Here is a 16108-nt window from a genome sequence, read left to right on the forward strand (position 1 = left end):
TTCGGCGGCGGGGGGCGCTGCCCCCCCGCAGGCGCGTCGTTGCCGCGCCTCCCCCCGGGATATTTGGGAACAGATGATGTCATGGGCGTGGTGAAGCGGATCAATTTGGCCTTGCAGGGCGGTGGGGCGCATGGCGCCTTTACCTGGGGTGTGCTCGACCGGTTGCTGGAAGACGAGGATATCGAGATCGCCGGGATCTCCGGCACCTCGGCTGGCGCTCTGAACGGGGCGGCGCTGAAGGCAGGGCTGGTGGCCGATGGCAAGGGGCAGGACAGGGCGGCGGCGAAGGCCAATCTCGACTGGCTCTGGCACCAGGTGGCCGGCGTGCAGGATCTGCGGCTGACGCATTGGTTCGCGCCTTTTGCGCCGCCGAGCGAGATTTATTCGGCGGTTCTGGAAAGCTCGCCGCTTTTCACCATGGCGGACATGGCGAGCCGGGTGATCAGCCCCTATGCCTATGGGCCGCTCTATTCCAACCCACTGGAGCGGATCGTGGAGCGTTTCGCTTTCGACCGGGTTTGCGCCGAGACAGGGCCGGCGCTGTTCATCTCAGCGAGCAATGTGCGCAGCGGCAAGATCCGGGTGTTCGAGGGCGAGGAGATATCGACGAGCGCGATTCTGGCTTCGGGATGCCTGCCCTCGATCTTTCAGGCGGTTGAGATTTTCGACGAGACGACCGGGCAGATGGAAGCCTTTTGGGATGGCGGCTATACCGGCAACCCGGCGCTCTTTCCGCTCTTTCGGCAGGATCTGCCGGCGGATGTTCTGGTGGTGAATATCAACCCGCTTTTCCGGCCGGACGTGCCGAAATCAGCGGGCGATATCCATAACCGGATCAACGAGATCAGCTTCAATTCCTCGCTGCTGCGAGAACTTCGTGCGATTCACTTCGTGCATGAACTGATTGCCGAGAAGCGGGTGGAGGGGATGCGCGACGTGCTGGTGCACATGGTCGCCGATGACGATTTCATGCGGGATCTGTCGGTTGCCACCAAGATCGTGCCCTCGCCGGTCATCCTGTCGAGGCTCAAGGCTGCCGGGCGGGCGGCGGGGGAGCGGTTCCTGAGCGCCCACAAGCAGGATCTGAACCTGCGCGGCAGTGTCGATCTGGCGGAGATGTTCGGTTAGGACGTGTGTTTCGGCGCCTTTCTGGGCGGAAACCTCGTCAGGCGCCCAGCTTGTCCCGCTGACGTTCGTTCTCGACATCGATGGGAATGCCGCCCGGCGTCGGTGGCAGGTCTTCATGCCCGGCGTTCGGATAGACCAAGCCGGCCGAAATCACCAGTTTGGCCGCATCTTCGACCGACATGTCGAGATAGATGACCTCGGACTCCGGAACGAACAGCAGGAATCCCGAGGTCGGGTTCGGCGTCGTCGGCAGGAAGACCGACAGGATGTTTTCGTTCCGGGGCACACGTCTCGAGATTTCGCCCTTGGCTGCGGTGGAGACGAAGGCAACGGCCCAGAGCCCCGCGCGCGGGTATTCGATCAGGCAAGCCTTGTCGAATTTGGAGTCCGTCTGGGCAAAGATGGTCTCGGCGATCTGCTTCACGCCGCTATAGATGGAACGCACGATCGGCATCCGGTCCACCAGGACCTCGGCCCAGGCGATGAAGGACCGGCCGATCACGCCCTTGGCGATCCAGCCGATCACCACCGTGAAGACCAGGAAGAAGACGACGCCCACGCCACGCACGTTGATTTGCGTGTCTTCGCCAAAGATCTCCTTCAAGAACCTTTCGGGCTCGTAGGGGTCGGGGACGAAAGGCAGCACGAAGCTGTCGACCCAGCCAACGACGGTCCAGATCAGCCAGACGGTCAGGCCGACAGGCGCGATCACGACCAGCCCGGTCAGGAAGGAAGACCGCAGGTTTGCGAGGATCCCCGGCTTTCGACGGAGATGAAGCGGCTCGGGGGCCGTTTGATGTTTGTCGCGATTTTGCATTGCCTGAACTGGTGCTCCCCGCACGCAAGCTATGTAGCCGCCCGAAACTTCGCAAGGGCGGCTGAAGGTTTCAAAGGAAGCGGTTTACTGTTTGCTCGCAAGGCAGCCGGCAATTGCCGCCGCAAGCCTAGCATTGTTCAAAACGAGGGCGATATTCGCTTCCAGCGAGCGCCCCTCGGTCAGCTCGAAGATCCGCTGCAGCAGGAACGGGGTCACCGCCTTGGCCGAGACGCCGGCTGCATCAGCCTCGGCCTGAGCCTGAGTAATCACCGGGGCCAGCGCGTCAGCGGAGATTTCGGCCTCTGCCGGGATCGGGTTGGCGACCAGTTGTCCACCAGGCAGGCCGAGCGCGCGCCGCATGCGCATGGCGTCGGCGATCTCGTCGGCGCTGTCCATGCGAAGCGGCGCGGCGAGTTCAGAGCGTGCAGACCAGAAGGCCGGCAGAACATCCTGCCCGAGGGCGATCACCGGGACGCCAAGCGTTTCCAGCACCTCGAAGGTCTTGGGCAGGTCAAGGATCGCCTTGGCGCCCGCGCATACCACGGTCACCGGCGTCTGGGCCAGTTCCTGCAGGTCCGCCGAAATGTCGAAACTCGTCTCCGCGCCCTTGTGCACGCCGCCGATTCCGCCCGTGGCAAAAACCTCGATTCCGGCCAGATGGGCGGCGATCATGGTGGCCGCGACGGTCGTGGCGCCGTTTCCGCCGCGCGCCATGCAGACGGCGAGATCGGCGCGGCTGACCTTGGCGACATCCTTGGCCCGAGCAAGCGCTTTCAACTCCGCGGGTTCCAGCCCGACATGCAGTCGTCCCGCCAGAACGGCGATTGTGGCCGGTGTCGCGCCGGCTTGTCGCACGGTTTGCTCGACCTGTTGCGCGGTCTCGAGGTTTTGCGGCCAAGGCATGCCGTGGGTGATGATCGTGCTCTCCAGCGCGACCAGCGCGCCGCCTTTGGCGCGCGCCTCGGCAACTTCGGCCGAGAAGTGTATGGGAAGGCTCAACTATCAGTCTCCGAGATATAGGCTGCCGTGATGCCAAGCGCCGCTTCGAGGGCGAAATTGCCACTCTGACCGCGCAGCTCGGCCGCGATATGGGCGGCCATGAAAGTGTCTCCCGCGCCGGTTACGCGGTTGACCGTGACCTTGGGCGGGATGGCTGTGCGCACACCCTCGGGACTGGCCTCGGCCATGGCCTCGCCGCCATCGGTGACCAGTACCCGGCGGGCGCCCAGGCCGCGCAAGCCTTCTGCCGCGGCTAGGGCCGTGGGGAATTTCTTGTCACAGATCAGGCCCGCCTCGATCCGGTTGACATAGATCGTTGCCTTCGGGTGGTGCAACAGCGGGACCAGCCGATTGGCCTTGCCGGGAGAGGCCGGAGCGATTCGAAGATCTGCACTTGAGAACAACGGGTTATCTGCGATTCTTGACAGGAGACTTTCCGTCAGATTCCCGTCCAGCGCGATCACACCGTCGTATGGCGCCGAGATGGAACCGAGGCGCCCATCGGCCAGCGGTTCGAGGATCGCATCCCCGGCCCGTTCCAGCGAATGCGCGTCAGCAATAGCGGCGACGAGGCCGTTCTCGGCCTCGATTGCCATGTATTGATCTGTAGGCAGGTCTTCGGACCACGTGACCAGATCGGCCACCATGCCCATTTCCGTAGCCGCCCGCGCCAGTTCGCGGCCCTCGTTGTCTTGTCCCAATACTGTCAGCAGCGCCGGTGTCAGGCCCTCGCGCACCAAAGCCATGGCGATATTCATTGCAACACCGCCCGGCAGGCGCGTTATGCGCCCCGGAACATCATGGCCGACCGCCATCGAACGCGGCGTTCTGCCGATCACGTCCCACAGCACCGAGCCGATACAGAGAATGTCGATTTCCTTGCTCATGTCGACTTGTGACCTGCAGGGGCGGGCGTGGCAAGCGCGTTGGGCTGGCAGACAAGCGTTTCAAAGTCGCAGAGGCGAGGTATGGCTCCAAGCCGGTGTTCTCGCACGAGATAGCCGGCCCGTTCACGGAAATCATCCTTCCTCGAATATCCAAGCGGGAGCGCTCGCGAGAGCGTGCGGGGCAGAGCCCCCTGCCTTTCGTGCCAGGCTGCGAAATCACCGAATGACTGAATACCGATCCGGCTCCTCGAACACGTCGATCACGATGGAACCGGCGTGGATCTGGCCCGAATGCTCGACGCCCGATGGAATGTCGTAGCTGTCGCCGGGGCCGTAATGCCGAGTTTCATCCCCTATGGTCAGAATGATCTCGCCCTGCAGAACGGTGCCCCATTGCGCCTTGTGGGAATGCGCCGGCAACTCGAACTCCTTGTGGAAAATGAAGAAGACCAGCAGCGCGTCCTCTGTCCGCATGGCGCGACTCTCGACCACATCTGCGGGAAACGGAACGTCGAGCGATGGCAGCGCCATCAGGAAATCGGGTAGTTTCATGAAGATTCTCCGTGGTTCGCTTCGCAAACTAACAGCTTTTTCCGCGGCGCCGCCAGAAAAGCAGGGCAGGGGGTTGCGTGGGCGCGCGGGATGATCTATGCGCAGCGCACTTCACAGGCGGGGCCTGGGCCTTCGGGGGAGACATCCTCGTTCGGTCCGCCGGTTGGGCGAAAGCCCGTTATGACCCCGCCGAGGACGCTAAACCGGAAAGGATAGGATATGGCGCTTCCTGAGTTCTCTCTTCGTCAGCTGCTTGAAGCTGGCGTTCACTTCGGTCACCAGACCCAGCGGTGGAATCCCCGCATGGGCGAGTACATCTACGGTGACCGCAACGGCATCCACATCATGGACCTGACCCAGACCATGCCGATGCTCGAGCAGGCGCTTGTTGCCGTGCGCGAGACCGTCGCCAAGGGTGGCCGGATCCTGTTTGTCGGCACCAAGCGTCAGGCCCAGAAGCCGATCGCCGATGCCGCGGAACGCTGCGCGCAATACTACATGAACCACCGCTGGCTGGGCGGCACGCTGACCAACTGGAAGACCGTCTCCCAGTCGATCAACCGCCTGCGCTCGATCGACGAGCAGATGGCGATGGGTGCCGAAGGCCTCACCAAGAAAGAGCGCCTGCACATGGAGCGTGACCAGGAGAAGCTCACCGCTTCCCTCGGCGGCATCCGCGAGATGGGTGGCGTTCCGGACCTGCTCTTCGTCATCGACGTGAACAAGGAAGACCTGGCCATTGCTGAAGCCAAGAAGCTCGGCATTCCGGTCGTCGCCGTGGTCGATACCAACGCTTCTCCCGATGGCGTGGACTTCGTGATCCCGGGCAATGACGACGCCGCCCGTGCCATCGCGCTCTATTGCGACCTCGTCTCGCGCGCTGCGCTCGACGGTATGTCTGCCCAGATGGATGCCGCCGGTATCGACCTTGGCGAGATGGAAGAAGGTTTCATCGAGGAAGCTCTGGAAGAGGCGCCCGCCGCCGAAGCCGAAGCTGTGGTTGAACAGACCCCGACCGAAGCCTGATTTCCGAGTCGCGTGAAAACGTCACGGAACTGACATGTGCGGCGGGCCAATGCCTGCCGCAACACGACCCCAAATCGAGGAGAGCCAAGAGATGGCGATCACCGCGAAACTGGTGAAAGAACTGCGCGACATGACCGGCGCAGGCATGATGGACGCCAAGAAGGCGCTGACCGAAGTCGAAGGCAATATCGAAGCCGCCGTCGACTGGCTGCGCACCAAGGGCCTGGCCAAGGCCGCCAAGAAATCCGACCGTGTTGCCGCGGAAGGTCTCATCGGCATGAAGGTCGATGGCGGCAAGGGTGTTGTCGTCGAGGTGAACTCCGAAACCGACTTCGTCGGCAAGAACGCGGAGTTCCAGGAAATGGTTGCCGCCATCGCCGAAGCCGCGATCGGTGTGTCCGATGTCGAGGCGCTCAAGGCGGCTGACCTCGGTGGCAAGCCTGTCTCCGAGGTTCTGACCGACAAGATTGCCACCATCGGCGAGAACATGTCGCTGCGCCGTATGGCGGCTGTCGAGGGCGACGTGGTCGCGGCCTACATGCACAATGCCGCGGCCCCGGGGCTTGGCAAGATCGGCGTTCTCGTCGCGCTCAAGGGCGGTGACGAAGCCTTCGGCAAGCAGGTTGCAATGCATATCGCAGCCTCCAACCCGGCGTCGCTCTCCGAAGCCGATCTCGACCCGGCCGTTGTCGAGCATGAAAAGCAGGTCCAGATGGACATCGCCCGTGAATCCGGCAAGCCGGAGCAGGTGATCGAGAAGATGATCATCGGTCGCATGAAGAAATTCATGTCCGAAGTGACCCTGCTCGGACAAGCTTTCGTTGTGAACCCGGATCTGACCGTTGGCGAAGCCGCCAAGGAAGCCGGCGCCGAGATCACCGCTTTCGTGCGCATGGAAGTCGGTGAAGGCATCGAGAAGAAAGAAGAGGATTTCGCGGCCGAAGTCGCAGCCATGAAGGGCTGAGACGGCACGAAAACTCCGATCGGATTGGGCGCTCGCGGCTTGCGGGCGCCTTTTTTCGTTCTGCAATCGCGTCTTGGTTCGTACGCTTCGCTCGAAAACGATCCTGCGGATCGTGGCTCCGGCGGAGGTATCTTGCGGAAAGACGATGGCAAGTGGGGGCCTGAAACTCAGGTTTCTCGGGCCAGACCTGGCGGGGAATTGCTTCATCGACCGCGAAAAAGGAAACGGCGCAGCACGGGCAAGCTGCGCCGTTTCGCATCCACATGCCGGACCCGGCATTATTGGGGATGATGCCAAATCCGTGGATAAGCGTCGACCCGGCGGCGAATAATACACCGCTACGGGCCGACTCCGGTTGCCCGGTGCGGACCGTTCGCCTCGAAATCGCGAGGGGGTGTCTGGCCCACTGTTCCTTGGCTAATGCCACCACTCACGGAACGATTTTAAAATGCCAATTAACGCTTGGTTAAGGAAGTATGGAATCCCTGACCGTTGGCAGGCGTAAGTTTCAAAATTTCGTTAGATTGTTAGGTATTGCGAGGAGCTTTGTTCAAAGGACAAAAATCTGGTTGAGGAAGGATGCCTTCAACACGGCTTGTGCGGTGGTCGAAACGTCGAGGGCTTCGCGTGCGAGGCGCAGGTGTTTTTCAACTGTCGCCGGCGTGAGGCCCATGATCGAGGCGATATCGGCGGTTGTCTTGCCGTCACCGACCCATTCGAGGACCTCGCGTTGGCGCGGCGTCAGCGGACGGAGGGAGTCCGGGTTGGGCATGGAGGAGAGTCGGAGGTGAAGCACGTTGCTCATTGCCTCCAACTCACGGCCGTGCCGCGCCCAGATGTCATCTACCTCATCAAAGGAGAGGGCAGGGACCGAGGTCAGGCTGATCGCGCCCTTGGCACGTTTCGAATTGGTCTGGAAGCTTATCGTGTATCCGGCGCCAAGCCCGTGGCTCCTGTTGAATTCCCAGATCTTGCGCGCGGACTCGTTGAGGGTGCCGGAGGCCATCATTTTCTCGGTCTGTCGCCAGGAACTGGAACCGACATTGTTCAGGGCCCAAATGGTCATCGGGGCATTCAGATAGAGCCCCTGATTGAGGAAGGTCTGGATATAGGCAATGTCGTGATTGGTCAGGACCAGCAGGTCCTGAGGGTCGCCGAGGGATTTCTCTGTCCGGAAACGCGTGAAACCATAGAGAACCCGGTTGAAGCCATAGGTGGCCATGACTTCCTTGTGATAAGCCCATACGTCCTGCATTTCCGACAGGCTGGTAACACGTTCGACGTAATCGAGGATCAAGCGGGCACTCCAAGATGGTCGGCCATCGCCCTCAGGGAGAGCAAATAGCCGGCCGGACCCAGACCGCAGATCAAGCCGATAGCGACACGGGAGATATAGGAGAAGTGTCGAAACTCCTCGCGCGCATGGACATTGCTCAGGTGAAGCTCCAGCGTTGGAATCTCGACAGAGGCGAGCGCGTCCATGATCGCAATGGAGGTATGGGTATAGGCGCCGGCATTGATGATGATGGCGTCATGCACGCCCTTGGCCGCGTGGATCATGTCGACCATGACACCTTCATGATTCGACTGTTCGAAAGCGAGCGAGATGCCCAGTTCTTCTGAAAGCTGCCGGCACATCTGTTCGATTTGCGGCAATGTTGTGCTTCCGTAGACTTCGGGCTGACGGGTTCCGAGCATATTGAGGTTCGGCCCGTTCAAAACGAGAATTGATACCATGAGCGATTGTCTTCCTATGACGTCGAGGCAGAATAGGTCGCGCAGGCGGAACTGTCGAGACGGCAGCGGTAACAACCGGACAGGCAGAGCACTGATGGGAAAGGGTTTCTGATGGCCGAAAAGGTCGACGTCGCAATTGTCGGCGGCGGGATCATGGGAGCCTCGACGGCCTATTGGCTGAGCCTTTTCGAGCCGCGGTTGCGTATTTGTGTCTTTGAACGGGACCCGACGCATGAATTCTCATCGACAGCGCTGTCCGTCGCCTCGATCCGGCAGCAGTTCACCGCTGCGATCAACGTGAGGATATCGGGGTTTGGGCTTGAATTCATACGAAATTTTTCAAGTCTTACCGCTGAGCTGGGCGGTGTTGATCTCGGGTTTCGCGGCAATGGCTACCTTTTTCTGGCCGGCAGCGAGACGGGTGCGGAAAACCTGCGAGAGGCGGTCGACATGCAGCGCGGCGAAGGGGCAGGGACGGAGGCCCTCACGGCGGAGCAGCTCTGCCGGCTGTTCCCCTGGATCAGTGCCGAGGGGGTCTCGCTGGCGTCCTTTGGCGGAAGCGCGGAGGGGTGGTTTGACAATATGGGCCTGCTGGCCGGGCTGCGCGACCTGGCGCGGCTGCAAGGTGTCCGGTTCGAGCATGCTGAGGTTGTTGGCGTAGATCGTGCGGGCAGGGTGATCGGATCGCTCTCGCTCTCGGATGGGCGGCGGGTCTCGGTTGGCGAGGTGGTGAACGCCGCCGGGCCGAGAGCATCTCTCTTCATGCGCAAACTGAGTGAAGAGTTTCCGGTAGAACCAAGAAAAAGAACAGTATTTGTTGTTGACGCCCCGAATGCGCGTCACCCCGATGCCCCATTGCTGATCGACTACCAGGGCTACTACGCGCGGCCGGAGGGAACCTGTTGGATCACCGCAACGGTGCCTGAGAACGACACAGCGGTCGATTGCGAAGATTTCGATGCAAGACATTGGGATTTCGAAGAAAATATCTGGCCAAAGCTCTACAGGCGCATTCCGGGGTTCGATCAGGCAAAAGTAATTCGTCATTGGGTCGGGCATTATGCGTTCAACACATTGGATCAGAATGCAATTCTCGGGCGGCACCCGAATTGGGACAATCTTCTGCTTATCAACGGATTCTCCGGCCACGGTCTGCAACAGGCGCCGGCTATGGGGCGTGGGTTGGCCGAACTGCTGGTTCATGGCCACTTCCGGAGCCTCGATCTGTCGGAATTCTCGATGGAGCGGATCCTCGAAAATCGACCATTCCGGGAGCGCGGCATCGTGTAGCAGGAGCAGGCATCCCGCGTCGAGCCTTGCGCTCCCGAGAATGCGGAGTTGCATCCGAGGCGTGCGATTATCGGGTTTGCCGCATGTTAAGGCCCGTAAAACACGGTTACGGTCTCGCCAAAGACGGTTTTCGCCGATTCAGAGGGCAAAATCGATGTGACGGCGATGCGCCGATATACGAAGGGGTGTCAAACCCCGGTACTTGGAAAGGGTCCAGTCATGAATGCGAGCGTCGATTTCGGGGGCAATGACAAGGTTGACCCGGTTAGCACCGTGCCAGCAGCTTCCTGGGGCGACACGCCCGCGCCGAAACTGCCCGATTACCTGGTCGATGTTTATACTTGGGCCTATGTCGCGCCGAACATGGTCGAATTGCTGGACCGAGAAGTCGTCGTTGCGACGATCCTGTGGATGCAGCAGAACAAGCTGATGCGCGCCGCGCGGGACGAAATCACACCGGGTGATCGGGTGCTTCAGCCGGCGGCTGTTTACGGCAAGCTCGTCAGCCATCTGGCCAAGAAAGTCGGCCCGGAAGGCGAATATCACGTCACCGATATTCAGAACGTCCAGATCGAGCACGTGAACCGCAAGATCTCTGATCTGCCGCAGACCCGTACGGGCATCTGCGATGCGCGGACCACCGGCGAAGGCCTCTATGACGTGGTGAACTCGTATTTCCTGATGCACGAGGTTCCCGAGGACTACAAACACGCCATCGCCAACAATCTCGCCAGCCGTGTGAAGCCCGGCGGCAAGCTGATGTTCGTCGATTACCACGAGCCGGTGATGTGGCACCCGATGCGTCCGATCATCTGGCTGGTCTTCAAATGGCTGGAGCCGTTCGCGAAGGCGCTGTGGGCCAACGAGCTTTGGGACTATGTTGAGGACAAGGACCAGTTCGAATGGCGCAAGGAGACGATCTTTGGTGGCTTGTACCAAAAGGTCGTGGGTGTCCGAAAGTTCTGATTCCAAGGACTTACAGTAATAACTGAAAGCTGGAACGGGTGTGCGAGCCCGTTCCATATCGATCTGTATATTACATAATACTGATTATACGACTTTTGGATCAGATCCGGCGGAGATCCTTTCGGCGCTGCCAAGGTCCTGTCCTCAGTCTGAATCTGTCCTGTCCCTGCTTGCACCCGCGCTGTGCGACCCGGGAACGTCATTTCGTCGGCGGACAGATACGGCACTGTCCCGGATTGAAATTCGTCAAAGCTGCTGGCACCCTAACAAGTCGAAGGAGGCTTGATATGGCTGGCGGTTGGGCGCGCGATGGCGCTGTGAGTGAGCAGATCGAGGACTCGATTCAGGACGAACTGTCCCGGATGAAGGCGCGCGCGCATCCCGTGGGAGAAAGTCTGACGCATTGCGCGGAATGCGAAGAGCCGATCCCGGAGGCGCGGCGGGTCGCCCTGCCCGGCGTCAAGCTCTGTATCGATTGCCAGCAGGAACGCGACTCGGCCTACAAGCACCGCGGCGGCATCAATCGCGGCGGCAGCAAGGACAGCCAGTTGAAATAGCCGCTGGCCTGTCGGCGCTGGTCAGCCGAGCGCGTAGCCCGCGCCGCGCACCGTGCGCACCGGGTCCTCGCCGCCATGCTGGCAGAGGGCCTTGCGCAGCCGCCCGATATGCACGTCGACCGTTCGTGAATCGACATAGATGTCGCGCCCCCAGACCCGGTCCAGCAACTGCTCGCGGCTCCAGACGCGGCCGGGCTTCTCCATGAAGGTCGTCAGAAGCCGGAACTCGGTCGGGCCGAGCTTGAGCAACTGCTCGTCGCGAAAGACCTTGTGGGTTTCGGCATCGAGCACGATATCGTCGAAGGTGAGCTTTTCGCCGACGCTTGCGGGCCGTGTCCGACGCAACTGCGCACGAATCCGGGCCATCAGTTCGGCCACCGAATAGGGCTTCACGACATAATCGTCAGCCCCGGTTTCAAGCCCCCTCACCCGGTCTACCTCTTCGGAACGCGCGGAAAGCATGATGATCGGCACGCCACGGGTGTCCGGCTGCATCTTGAGACGACGGCAGATCTCGATGCCCGACACGTTGGGCAGCATCCAGTCCAGAACGATCACGTCCGGTGCGTTCTCCTCGACGAGCAGGAGCGCCTCTTCGCCGTTTTCCGCCTTGTCGACGTGGAACCCCTCGGCTTCGAGATTATAGGCGAGCACCTCCCGCTGCGCGGGTTCGTCCTCGACCACAAGCACCCTGGGTTGTTCCGGCGGAGACATTACGCGCCCTCGCTATAATCGATCGATGTCCGGTCGCCCTTGGGACGCGGATCGTCGGGATATGCGCCGGTGTCGAGATAGATCACCTGTTCGGCAATCGCGGTCACGTGGTCGCCCATCCGCTCGATATTCTTGGCGATGAAATGCAGGTGCATGCAGGCCGTGATATTGCGTGGATCTTCCATCATGTAGGTGAGGTAGTTGCGGAACAGCGAGTTATACATCTGGTCCACTTCCAGGTCGCGCTGGCGGACATCCTCGGCCAGCTCGCCGTCGCGCTGCACGAAGGCGTCCAGCGCATCCTTGAGCATCACCTCGACCATTTTGGCCATGCGGCGCACGGAAGAGTTGTTCTCCTCCACCGGCTTCATCTGCACCAGAACCCCGGTCCGCTTGGCCATGTTCTTGGCGTAGTCGCCGATCCGTTCAAGGTTGTTGGCGATCTTCATCACCGCGAGAATGGTGCGCAGGTCGAAGGCCATCGGCTGGCGCTCGGCGATTGTGAGCGCCGCTTCCTGCTGGATCAGCGCTTCCAGATCGTCGATGGCCCGGTCCGAATTGCGGACCTTCTCGGCCAGTTCCTCATCGCGGGTGGCAAGCGCCTGTGCGGCGTCCAGGATTGCGGCCTCGACCAGCCCGCCCATCTTCATGATATGCGCCTGAATGGCCTCCAGGTCGCGGTCGTAAGCGCGCGCGATGTGGCGCTCGGATTTATCCATAACCATCTGTCGGTCTCTCCCTTAGCCGATCCGGCCGGTAATATAGCTCTCGGTGCGCGGATCCCTCGGATTGGTGAAGATCTGGCCCGTCGCACCGAATTCCACCAGGTTGCCGAGGTGGAAAAAGGCGGTTTTCTGGCTGACACGCGCGGCCTGTTGCATCGAGTGGGTCACGATGACTACGGAGTAGTTCTCGCGCAGCTCGTCGATCAGCTCCTCCACCTGCGCGGTGGCGATCGGATCGAGCGCGGAGCAAGGCTCGTCCATCAGCAGCACTTCGGGCTCGGTGGCGATGGCGCGCGCGATGCAAAGGCGCTGCTGCTGGCCACCCGAAAGGCCCGTGCCCGGTGCGTCCAGACGGTCCTTGACTTCGTCCCAGATCGCGCCTCGGCGAAGGGATTTCTCCACGATTTCATCCAGTTCCGCCTTGTTCCTGGCAAGGCCATGGATGCGCGGGCCATAAGCGATATTGTCATAGATCGACTTGGGGAAAGGGTTCGGCTTCTGGAACACCATCCCCACCTTGGCGCGCAGCTGGACCGGGTCCACCCGCTTGTCATAGATGTCCTCGCCATCGAGCAGCAGGCTGCCCGTGACTCGGCAGATGTCGATCGTGTCGTTCATCCGGTTCAGGCAGCGCAGGAAGGTGGATTTGCCACAGCCCGACGGGCCGATGAACGCGGTCACCGTCTTGTCTTCCAGCTTGACGCTCACATCCTTGATGGCGTGGGTTTCGCCATAATAGACCTGCACGTCGCTGCATTCGAACTTCATTTCCTTGGTGTCCACGGAGCGCTCCACTGGTCGCATATCGTTCATTTTTGGGCCCTTCCCGAGTTACCAGCGACGCTCGAAGCGGCGGCGGAGGATGATAGCAAGGAAGTTCATGCACAGCAGGAAGATCAGCAGCACGATGATCGCTCCCGATGCACGTTCCACGAAAGCCGGATCTGCCCGGGTTGTCCAGTTATAGACTTGCACCGGCAGGGCCGAAGCGGGGTCGAAAAAGCCCTCCGGCGGTGCCGAGGGGAATTCGCGGACGAAAGCCACCATTCCGATCAGCATCAGCGGTGCGGTCTCTCCGAGCGCCTGCGCCAGGCCGATGATGGTGCCGGTGAGGATGCCGGGTGCTGCCAGTGGCAACACGTGGTGGAACACGGACTGCATCTTGGAGGCCCCAACGCCCAGTGCCGCGTCGCGGATGCTCGGCGGCACCGATTTCAGCGAGGCGCGGGTCGAGATGATGATCGTCGGTAGCGTCATCAGCGTCAGCACGAGACCGCCTACGATGGGCGCCGATTGCGGCAGGCCGGCATAGTTGATGAAGATGGCAAGCCCGAGGATACCGAAGACGATGGAGGGCACCGCGGCGAGATTGGAGATATTCACCTCGATCAGGTCGGTGATCCAATTCTTCGGCGCGAACTCCTCGAGGTAGATCGAGGCCGCCACGCCGATGGGCAGCGCGAGGCAGAGCACGATGATCATCATGTAGAGTGAGCCGAGCATCGCCACGCCGATACCGGCGGCTTCGGGGCGGTTCTCGGAAGCGTCCGCCATGGTGATGAAGCCCCAGTTGAAATGGGTGGAAAGCGCCCCACCCTCTTTCAGCGCATCGGCCAACCGTAGCTGGCCAGGCGTGACATTGCTGTCTTTCTCGGCACTCTCCATGCTGACGCGGCCCTTGTAGTAGCCGTCGATCCGACCGGAGGCGAGAAATTCGAACTCCACCGTGTCGCCGATCCGATCGGGATGGGCGATGACGAAGCGACGAAGCTGCGCGGCGGCTTCCTTGGAGATCATCGCGGAGAGTTCCTTGCCGGAAATACCGAACTCTTCTGCGCTCACACCGAGTGCGTCCATCCTGGACGTCATCGCGTTCTTGATCAGCGGATCGTAGCCGAAGGTCGAGACTTTCTTGATGGCTTCGATATCTCGGGTGCCGTTCTTGTCGAGCTTGGCCTCGTCCAGATAGACATCCAGCGTGATGAAGGTCTGATTGAAGGCAGGCAGGCCCTGACTCAGGATGGAGGCCATTAGCATGATCAGCGCGGCCACGCCGATACCGACCGCGGTCAGCCCATAGGCGCGAAAACGGGCCTCGGCGGCATTGCGCTTCCTGGTGCGCACATCTGCGTCAAAGAGCGAGCCGGCATGTTTGCCTTGCTTCGGAGCGTCGGGCGCGTTTGCGGTTGCGTCGGTCATTCGTACTGTTCCCGGTACTTGCGCACGATGCAGAGCGCCAGGACGTTCAGCCCCAAGGTGATCACGAAGAGGGTTAGCCCGAGGGCAAAGGCGACGAGCGTTTCGGGGCTGGCGAAGTCGGTGTCGCCGGTCAATTGCGAGACGATCTTGACCGTTACCGTCGTCATGGCCTCGAAGGGATTGACCACCGCGCCCAGCCCTGCCTGGAACTGCGCGGCGGCGGCCCCTGCCCCCATGACCACGATCATGGTCTCGCCGATGGCGCGCGACGCGGCCAGCAGCACCGCGCCCACGATGCCCGGCAGCGCGGCCGGCAGGACAACCTGCTTGATCGTTTCCGAATGGGTCGCGCCGAGGCCGAAGGAGCCGTCCCGCATCGCCTGCGGCACGGCGTTGATGATGTCATCGCTGAGCGAGGAGACGAAAGGGATGAGCATGATCCCCATCACGAGGCCCGCGGTCATGACCGAGTTGGTCGAATTGCCCAGGCCCAGCGGCGAGGCGAACCAGTCGCGTACGATTGGGCCGACCGTGATCAGCGCGAACAGACCGTAGACGATGGTCGGGATGCCGGCGAGGATCTCGATCATAGGCTTGGCCACCGCGCGCAGCTTGGGTCCGGCGTATTCCGACAGGTAGATCGCGGCAAAGAGCCCGACCGGCACCGCCACCGCGAGCGCGACGAAGGAGATGTAGAGCGTGCCCCAGAGCAGCGGGAGCATGCCCAGATCGGAGTTGCCACGGAAATCCGGTGCCCAGCTCGTCCCGAAGAAGAACTTCTGCCAAGGGTACTTCTCGAAGAAATTCCCGGTCTCGAACAGCATCGACAGCACGATGCCGACCGTCGTCAGGATGGCGATGGTCGAGGCGAGGATCAGGATGATCTTGATGCCCGATTCCACCGTATTGCGCGCGCGGAAATCCTTGTCACTGCGCAGGATGGCCACCGCGAAACCGGCCAGTGCCAGAACCAGCACCGCGACGCTCATCCAGAGCGCGGAAATGCCGGAGAAACTGCGAAATTGTTGCGCGGCCTGCAGCACAGGCTGAGTCACGTCCGAGGTGATGATCGCGCCGGTTTCCTTGAGCTTCCCGGTCAGATCGGACAAGTTGGCGTTGAGGTCATACGAGGCCGTCTCGTCCATCAGCCCCTGCTCGACGGCCAACTCCAGCGCACCAGCCGTGCGCCGGACCTCGGCCATGACAAGGCTGCGAGAGCCGGACTCCGCGATGGTCTGTTCGGGAATACTCGCGCCAATGGTGTTTTCGATCCAGTTCGGCGCAACCAGAAGCCAGGCAGCCAGCACGAGCAAGGCCGGCACAACCGTCAGCATGAAAGCGTGCCAGCCATAGTAATTCGGAAGAGAGTGCAGCTGGCGCGCATCGCCGCCCGCTGAGCCGAGCGCACGCATGCGTCCGACGAAATAACCGATCAATCCGAGTCCGAGGACTGCGAGGACGATCCAGAGCACCGGCATCGGGCTACCTCATCTTTTCTTCGTTTTTCGTCACAGGTGGGAGCGCACATCCCTGAAATGACGGCGCCC

General features: G+C 61.4%; 17 protein-coding genes. 6 read left to right on the forward strand and 11 right to left on the reverse strand.

Going from position 1 to position 16108, the window contains the following annotated elements:
• Positions 1-81: 81 nt before the first annotated feature.
• On the forward strand, positions 82-1128 hold the full coding sequence (locus tag AX756_RS05800) for a patatin-like phospholipase family protein (protein ID WP_068309498.1): 1047 nt from the start codon (positions 82-84) through the stop codon (positions 1126-1128).
• Between the two features lie 37 nt (positions 1129-1165).
• Here AX756_RS05800 and AX756_RS05805 read toward each other — a convergent pair whose 3' ends face one another.
• The 4 genes from AX756_RS05805 to AX756_RS05820 form a co-directional block, all read right to left on the reverse strand.
• Complete coding sequence (locus AX756_RS05805; protein ID WP_068309499.1) at positions 1166-1945, reverse strand: DUF502 domain-containing protein; 780 nt, start codon at positions 1943-1945, stop codon at positions 1166-1168.
• 84 nt (positions 1946-2029) lie between these two features.
• Positions 2030-2944 carry a pseudouridine-5'-phosphate glycosidase gene (locus AX756_RS05810; protein ID WP_068309500.1) on the reverse strand — a complete coding sequence of 305 codons (915 nt, stop codon included), beginning with the start codon at positions 2942-2944 and terminating at the stop codon, positions 2030-2032.
• Positions 2941-3831, reverse strand: a complete 891-nt coding sequence (locus AX756_RS05815; protein ID WP_068309501.1) for a PfkB family carbohydrate kinase — start codon at positions 3829-3831, stop codon at positions 2941-2943. The genes AX756_RS05810 and AX756_RS05815 overlap by 4 nt, the downstream gene beginning before the upstream one ends.
• 216 nt (positions 3832-4047) lie before the next feature.
• Positions 4048-4383, reverse strand: a complete 336-nt coding sequence (locus AX756_RS05820; protein WP_068309502.1) for a cupin domain-containing protein — start codon at positions 4381-4383, stop codon at positions 4048-4050.
• Between the two features lie 219 nt (positions 4384-4602).
• Here AX756_RS05820 and rpsB point away from each other — a divergent pair, with 219 nt between their 5' ends.
• A complete protein-coding gene (gene rpsB, locus AX756_RS05825) occupies positions 4603-5409 on the forward strand; it encodes a 30S ribosomal protein S2 (protein ID WP_068309503.1) in 807 nt (268 codons plus the stop codon).
• Between the two features lie 91 nt (positions 5410-5500).
• Positions 5501-6373 carry a translation elongation factor Ts gene (tsf, locus tag AX756_RS05830; RefSeq protein ID WP_068309504.1) on the forward strand — a complete coding sequence of 291 codons (873 nt, stop codon included), beginning with the start codon at positions 5501-5503 and terminating at the stop codon, positions 6371-6373.
• 550 nt (positions 6374-6923) lie between these two features.
• Here tsf and AX756_RS05835 read toward each other — a convergent pair.
• A complete protein-coding gene (locus AX756_RS05835) occupies positions 6924-7670 on the reverse strand; it encodes a helix-turn-helix transcriptional regulator (protein ID WP_321186380.1) in 747 nt (248 codons plus the stop codon).
• Positions 7667-8110 carry a type II 3-dehydroquinate dehydratase gene (gene aroQ / locus AX756_RS05840; protein ID WP_068309505.1) on the reverse strand — a complete coding sequence of 148 codons (444 nt, stop codon included), beginning with the start codon at positions 8108-8110 and terminating at the stop codon, positions 7667-7669. The genes AX756_RS05835 and aroQ overlap by 4 nt, the downstream gene beginning before the upstream one ends.
• A gap of 111 nt (positions 8111-8221) precedes the next feature.
• Here aroQ and AX756_RS05845 point away from each other — a divergent pair, with 111 nt between their 5' ends.
• From AX756_RS05845 to AX756_RS05855, 3 genes are all read left to right on the forward strand, one after another.
• Positions 8222-9400, forward strand: a complete 1179-nt coding sequence (locus AX756_RS05845; RefSeq protein WP_068309506.1) for an NAD(P)/FAD-dependent oxidoreductase — start codon at positions 8222-8224, stop codon at positions 9398-9400.
• A 219-nt stretch (positions 9401-9619) separates the two neighbouring features.
• Entirely contained in the window at positions 9620-10366 is a 747-nt protein-coding gene (gene rquA / locus AX756_RS05850; protein ID WP_068309507.1) for a rhodoquinone biosynthesis methyltransferase RquA, read from the forward strand.
• Between the two features lie 287 nt (positions 10367-10653).
• Positions 10654-10923 carry a DksA/TraR family C4-type zinc finger protein gene (locus AX756_RS05855; RefSeq protein WP_068309508.1) on the forward strand — a complete coding sequence of 90 codons (270 nt, stop codon included), beginning with the start codon at positions 10654-10656 and terminating at the stop codon, positions 10921-10923.
• 21 nt (positions 10924-10944) lie between these two features.
• On the opposite strand, the gene phoB is transcribed toward AX756_RS05855, so the two are convergent.
• From phoB to pstC, 5 genes are read right to left on the reverse strand one after another with little or no spacing between them, the layout of a single operon-like run.
• Positions 10945-11637 carry a phosphate regulon transcriptional regulator PhoB gene (phoB, locus tag AX756_RS05860; protein ID WP_068309509.1) on the reverse strand — a complete coding sequence of 231 codons (693 nt, stop codon included), beginning with the start codon at positions 11635-11637 and terminating at the stop codon, positions 10945-10947.
• Complete coding sequence (gene phoU / locus AX756_RS05865; RefSeq protein WP_068309510.1) at positions 11637-12362, reverse strand: phosphate signaling complex protein PhoU; 726 nt, start codon at positions 12360-12362, stop codon at positions 11637-11639. Before phoU ends, phoB begins: the two co-directional genes overlap by 1 nt.
• Before the next feature lie 15 nt (positions 12363-12377).
• Positions 12378-13166, reverse strand: a complete 789-nt coding sequence (gene pstB / locus AX756_RS05870; RefSeq protein ID WP_438938394.1) for a phosphate ABC transporter ATP-binding protein PstB — start codon at positions 13164-13166, stop codon at positions 12378-12380.
• Positions 13167-13193: 27 nt separating this feature from the next.
• The gene (pstA, locus tag AX756_RS05875; RefSeq protein WP_068309512.1) at positions 13194-14561 is read right to left on the reverse strand and encodes a phosphate ABC transporter permease PstA; all 1368 of its coding nucleotides are present in this window, start codon (positions 14559-14561) and stop codon (positions 13194-13196) included.
• Positions 14558-16039: a phosphate ABC transporter permease subunit PstC gene (gene pstC, locus AX756_RS05880; RefSeq protein WP_068309513.1), complete on the reverse strand. Its 1482-nt coding sequence runs from the start codon at positions 16037-16039 to the stop codon at positions 14558-14560. Before pstC ends, pstA begins: the two co-directional genes overlap by 4 nt.
• Positions 16040-16108 lie beyond the last annotated feature (69 nt).

Source organism: Aliiruegeria sabulilitoris (assembly GCF_001558155.1).
Classification (GTDB): domain Bacteria; phylum Pseudomonadota; class Alphaproteobacteria; order Rhodobacterales; family Rhodobacteraceae; genus Tropicimonas; species Tropicimonas sabulilitoris.

Bases quoted from the DNA above. Each gene is read 5' to 3' on its own strand.
- phoU (WP_068309510.1), bottom strand. From the start codon at position 12,362: ATGGTTATGGATAAATCCGAGCGCCACATCGCGCGCGCTTACGACCGC.
- pstB (WP_438938394.1), bottom strand. From the start codon at position 13,166: ATGCGACCAGTGGAGCGCTCCGTGGACACCAAGGAAATGAAGTTCGAA.
- AX756_RS05815 (WP_068309501.1), bottom strand. From the start codon at position 3,831: ATGAGCAAGGAAATCGACATTCTCTGTATCGGCTCGGTGCTGTGGGAC.
- pstA (WP_068309512.1), bottom strand. From the start codon at position 14,561: ATGACCGACGCAACCGCAAACGCGCCCGACGCTCCGAAGCAAGGCAAA.
- AX756_RS05845 (WP_068309506.1), top strand. From the start codon at position 8,222: ATGGCCGAAAAGGTCGACGTCGCAATTGTCGGCGGCGGGATCATGGGA.
- AX756_RS05800 (WP_068309498.1), top strand. From the start codon at position 82: ATGGGCGTGGTGAAGCGGATCAATTTGGCCTTGCAGGGCGGTGGGGCG.
- pstC (WP_068309513.1), bottom strand. From the start codon at position 16,039: ATGCCGGTGCTCTGGATCGTCCTCGCAGTCCTCGGACTCGGATTGATC.
- rpsB (WP_068309503.1), top strand. From the start codon at position 4,603: ATGGCGCTTCCTGAGTTCTCTCTTCGTCAGCTGCTTGAAGCTGGCGTT.
- rquA (WP_068309507.1), top strand. From the start codon at position 9,620: ATGAATGCGAGCGTCGATTTCGGGGGCAATGACAAGGTTGACCCGGTT.
- tsf (WP_068309504.1), top strand. From the start codon at position 5,501: ATGGCGATCACCGCGAAACTGGTGAAAGAACTGCGCGACATGACCGGC.
- AX756_RS05805 (WP_068309499.1), bottom strand. From the start codon at position 1,945: ATGCAAAATCGCGACAAACATCAAACGGCCCCCGAGCCGCTTCATCTC.
- AX756_RS05855 (WP_068309508.1), top strand. From the start codon at position 10,654: ATGGCTGGCGGTTGGGCGCGCGATGGCGCTGTGAGTGAGCAGATCGAG.
- aroQ (WP_068309505.1), bottom strand. From the start codon at position 8,110: ATGGTATCAATTCTCGTTTTGAACGGGCCGAACCTCAATATGCTCGGA.
- phoB (WP_068309509.1), bottom strand. From the start codon at position 11,637: ATGTCTCCGCCGGAACAACCCAGGGTGCTTGTGGTCGAGGACGAACCC.
- AX756_RS05820 (WP_068309502.1), bottom strand. From the start codon at position 4,383: ATGAAACTACCCGATTTCCTGATGGCGCTGCCATCGCTCGACGTTCCG.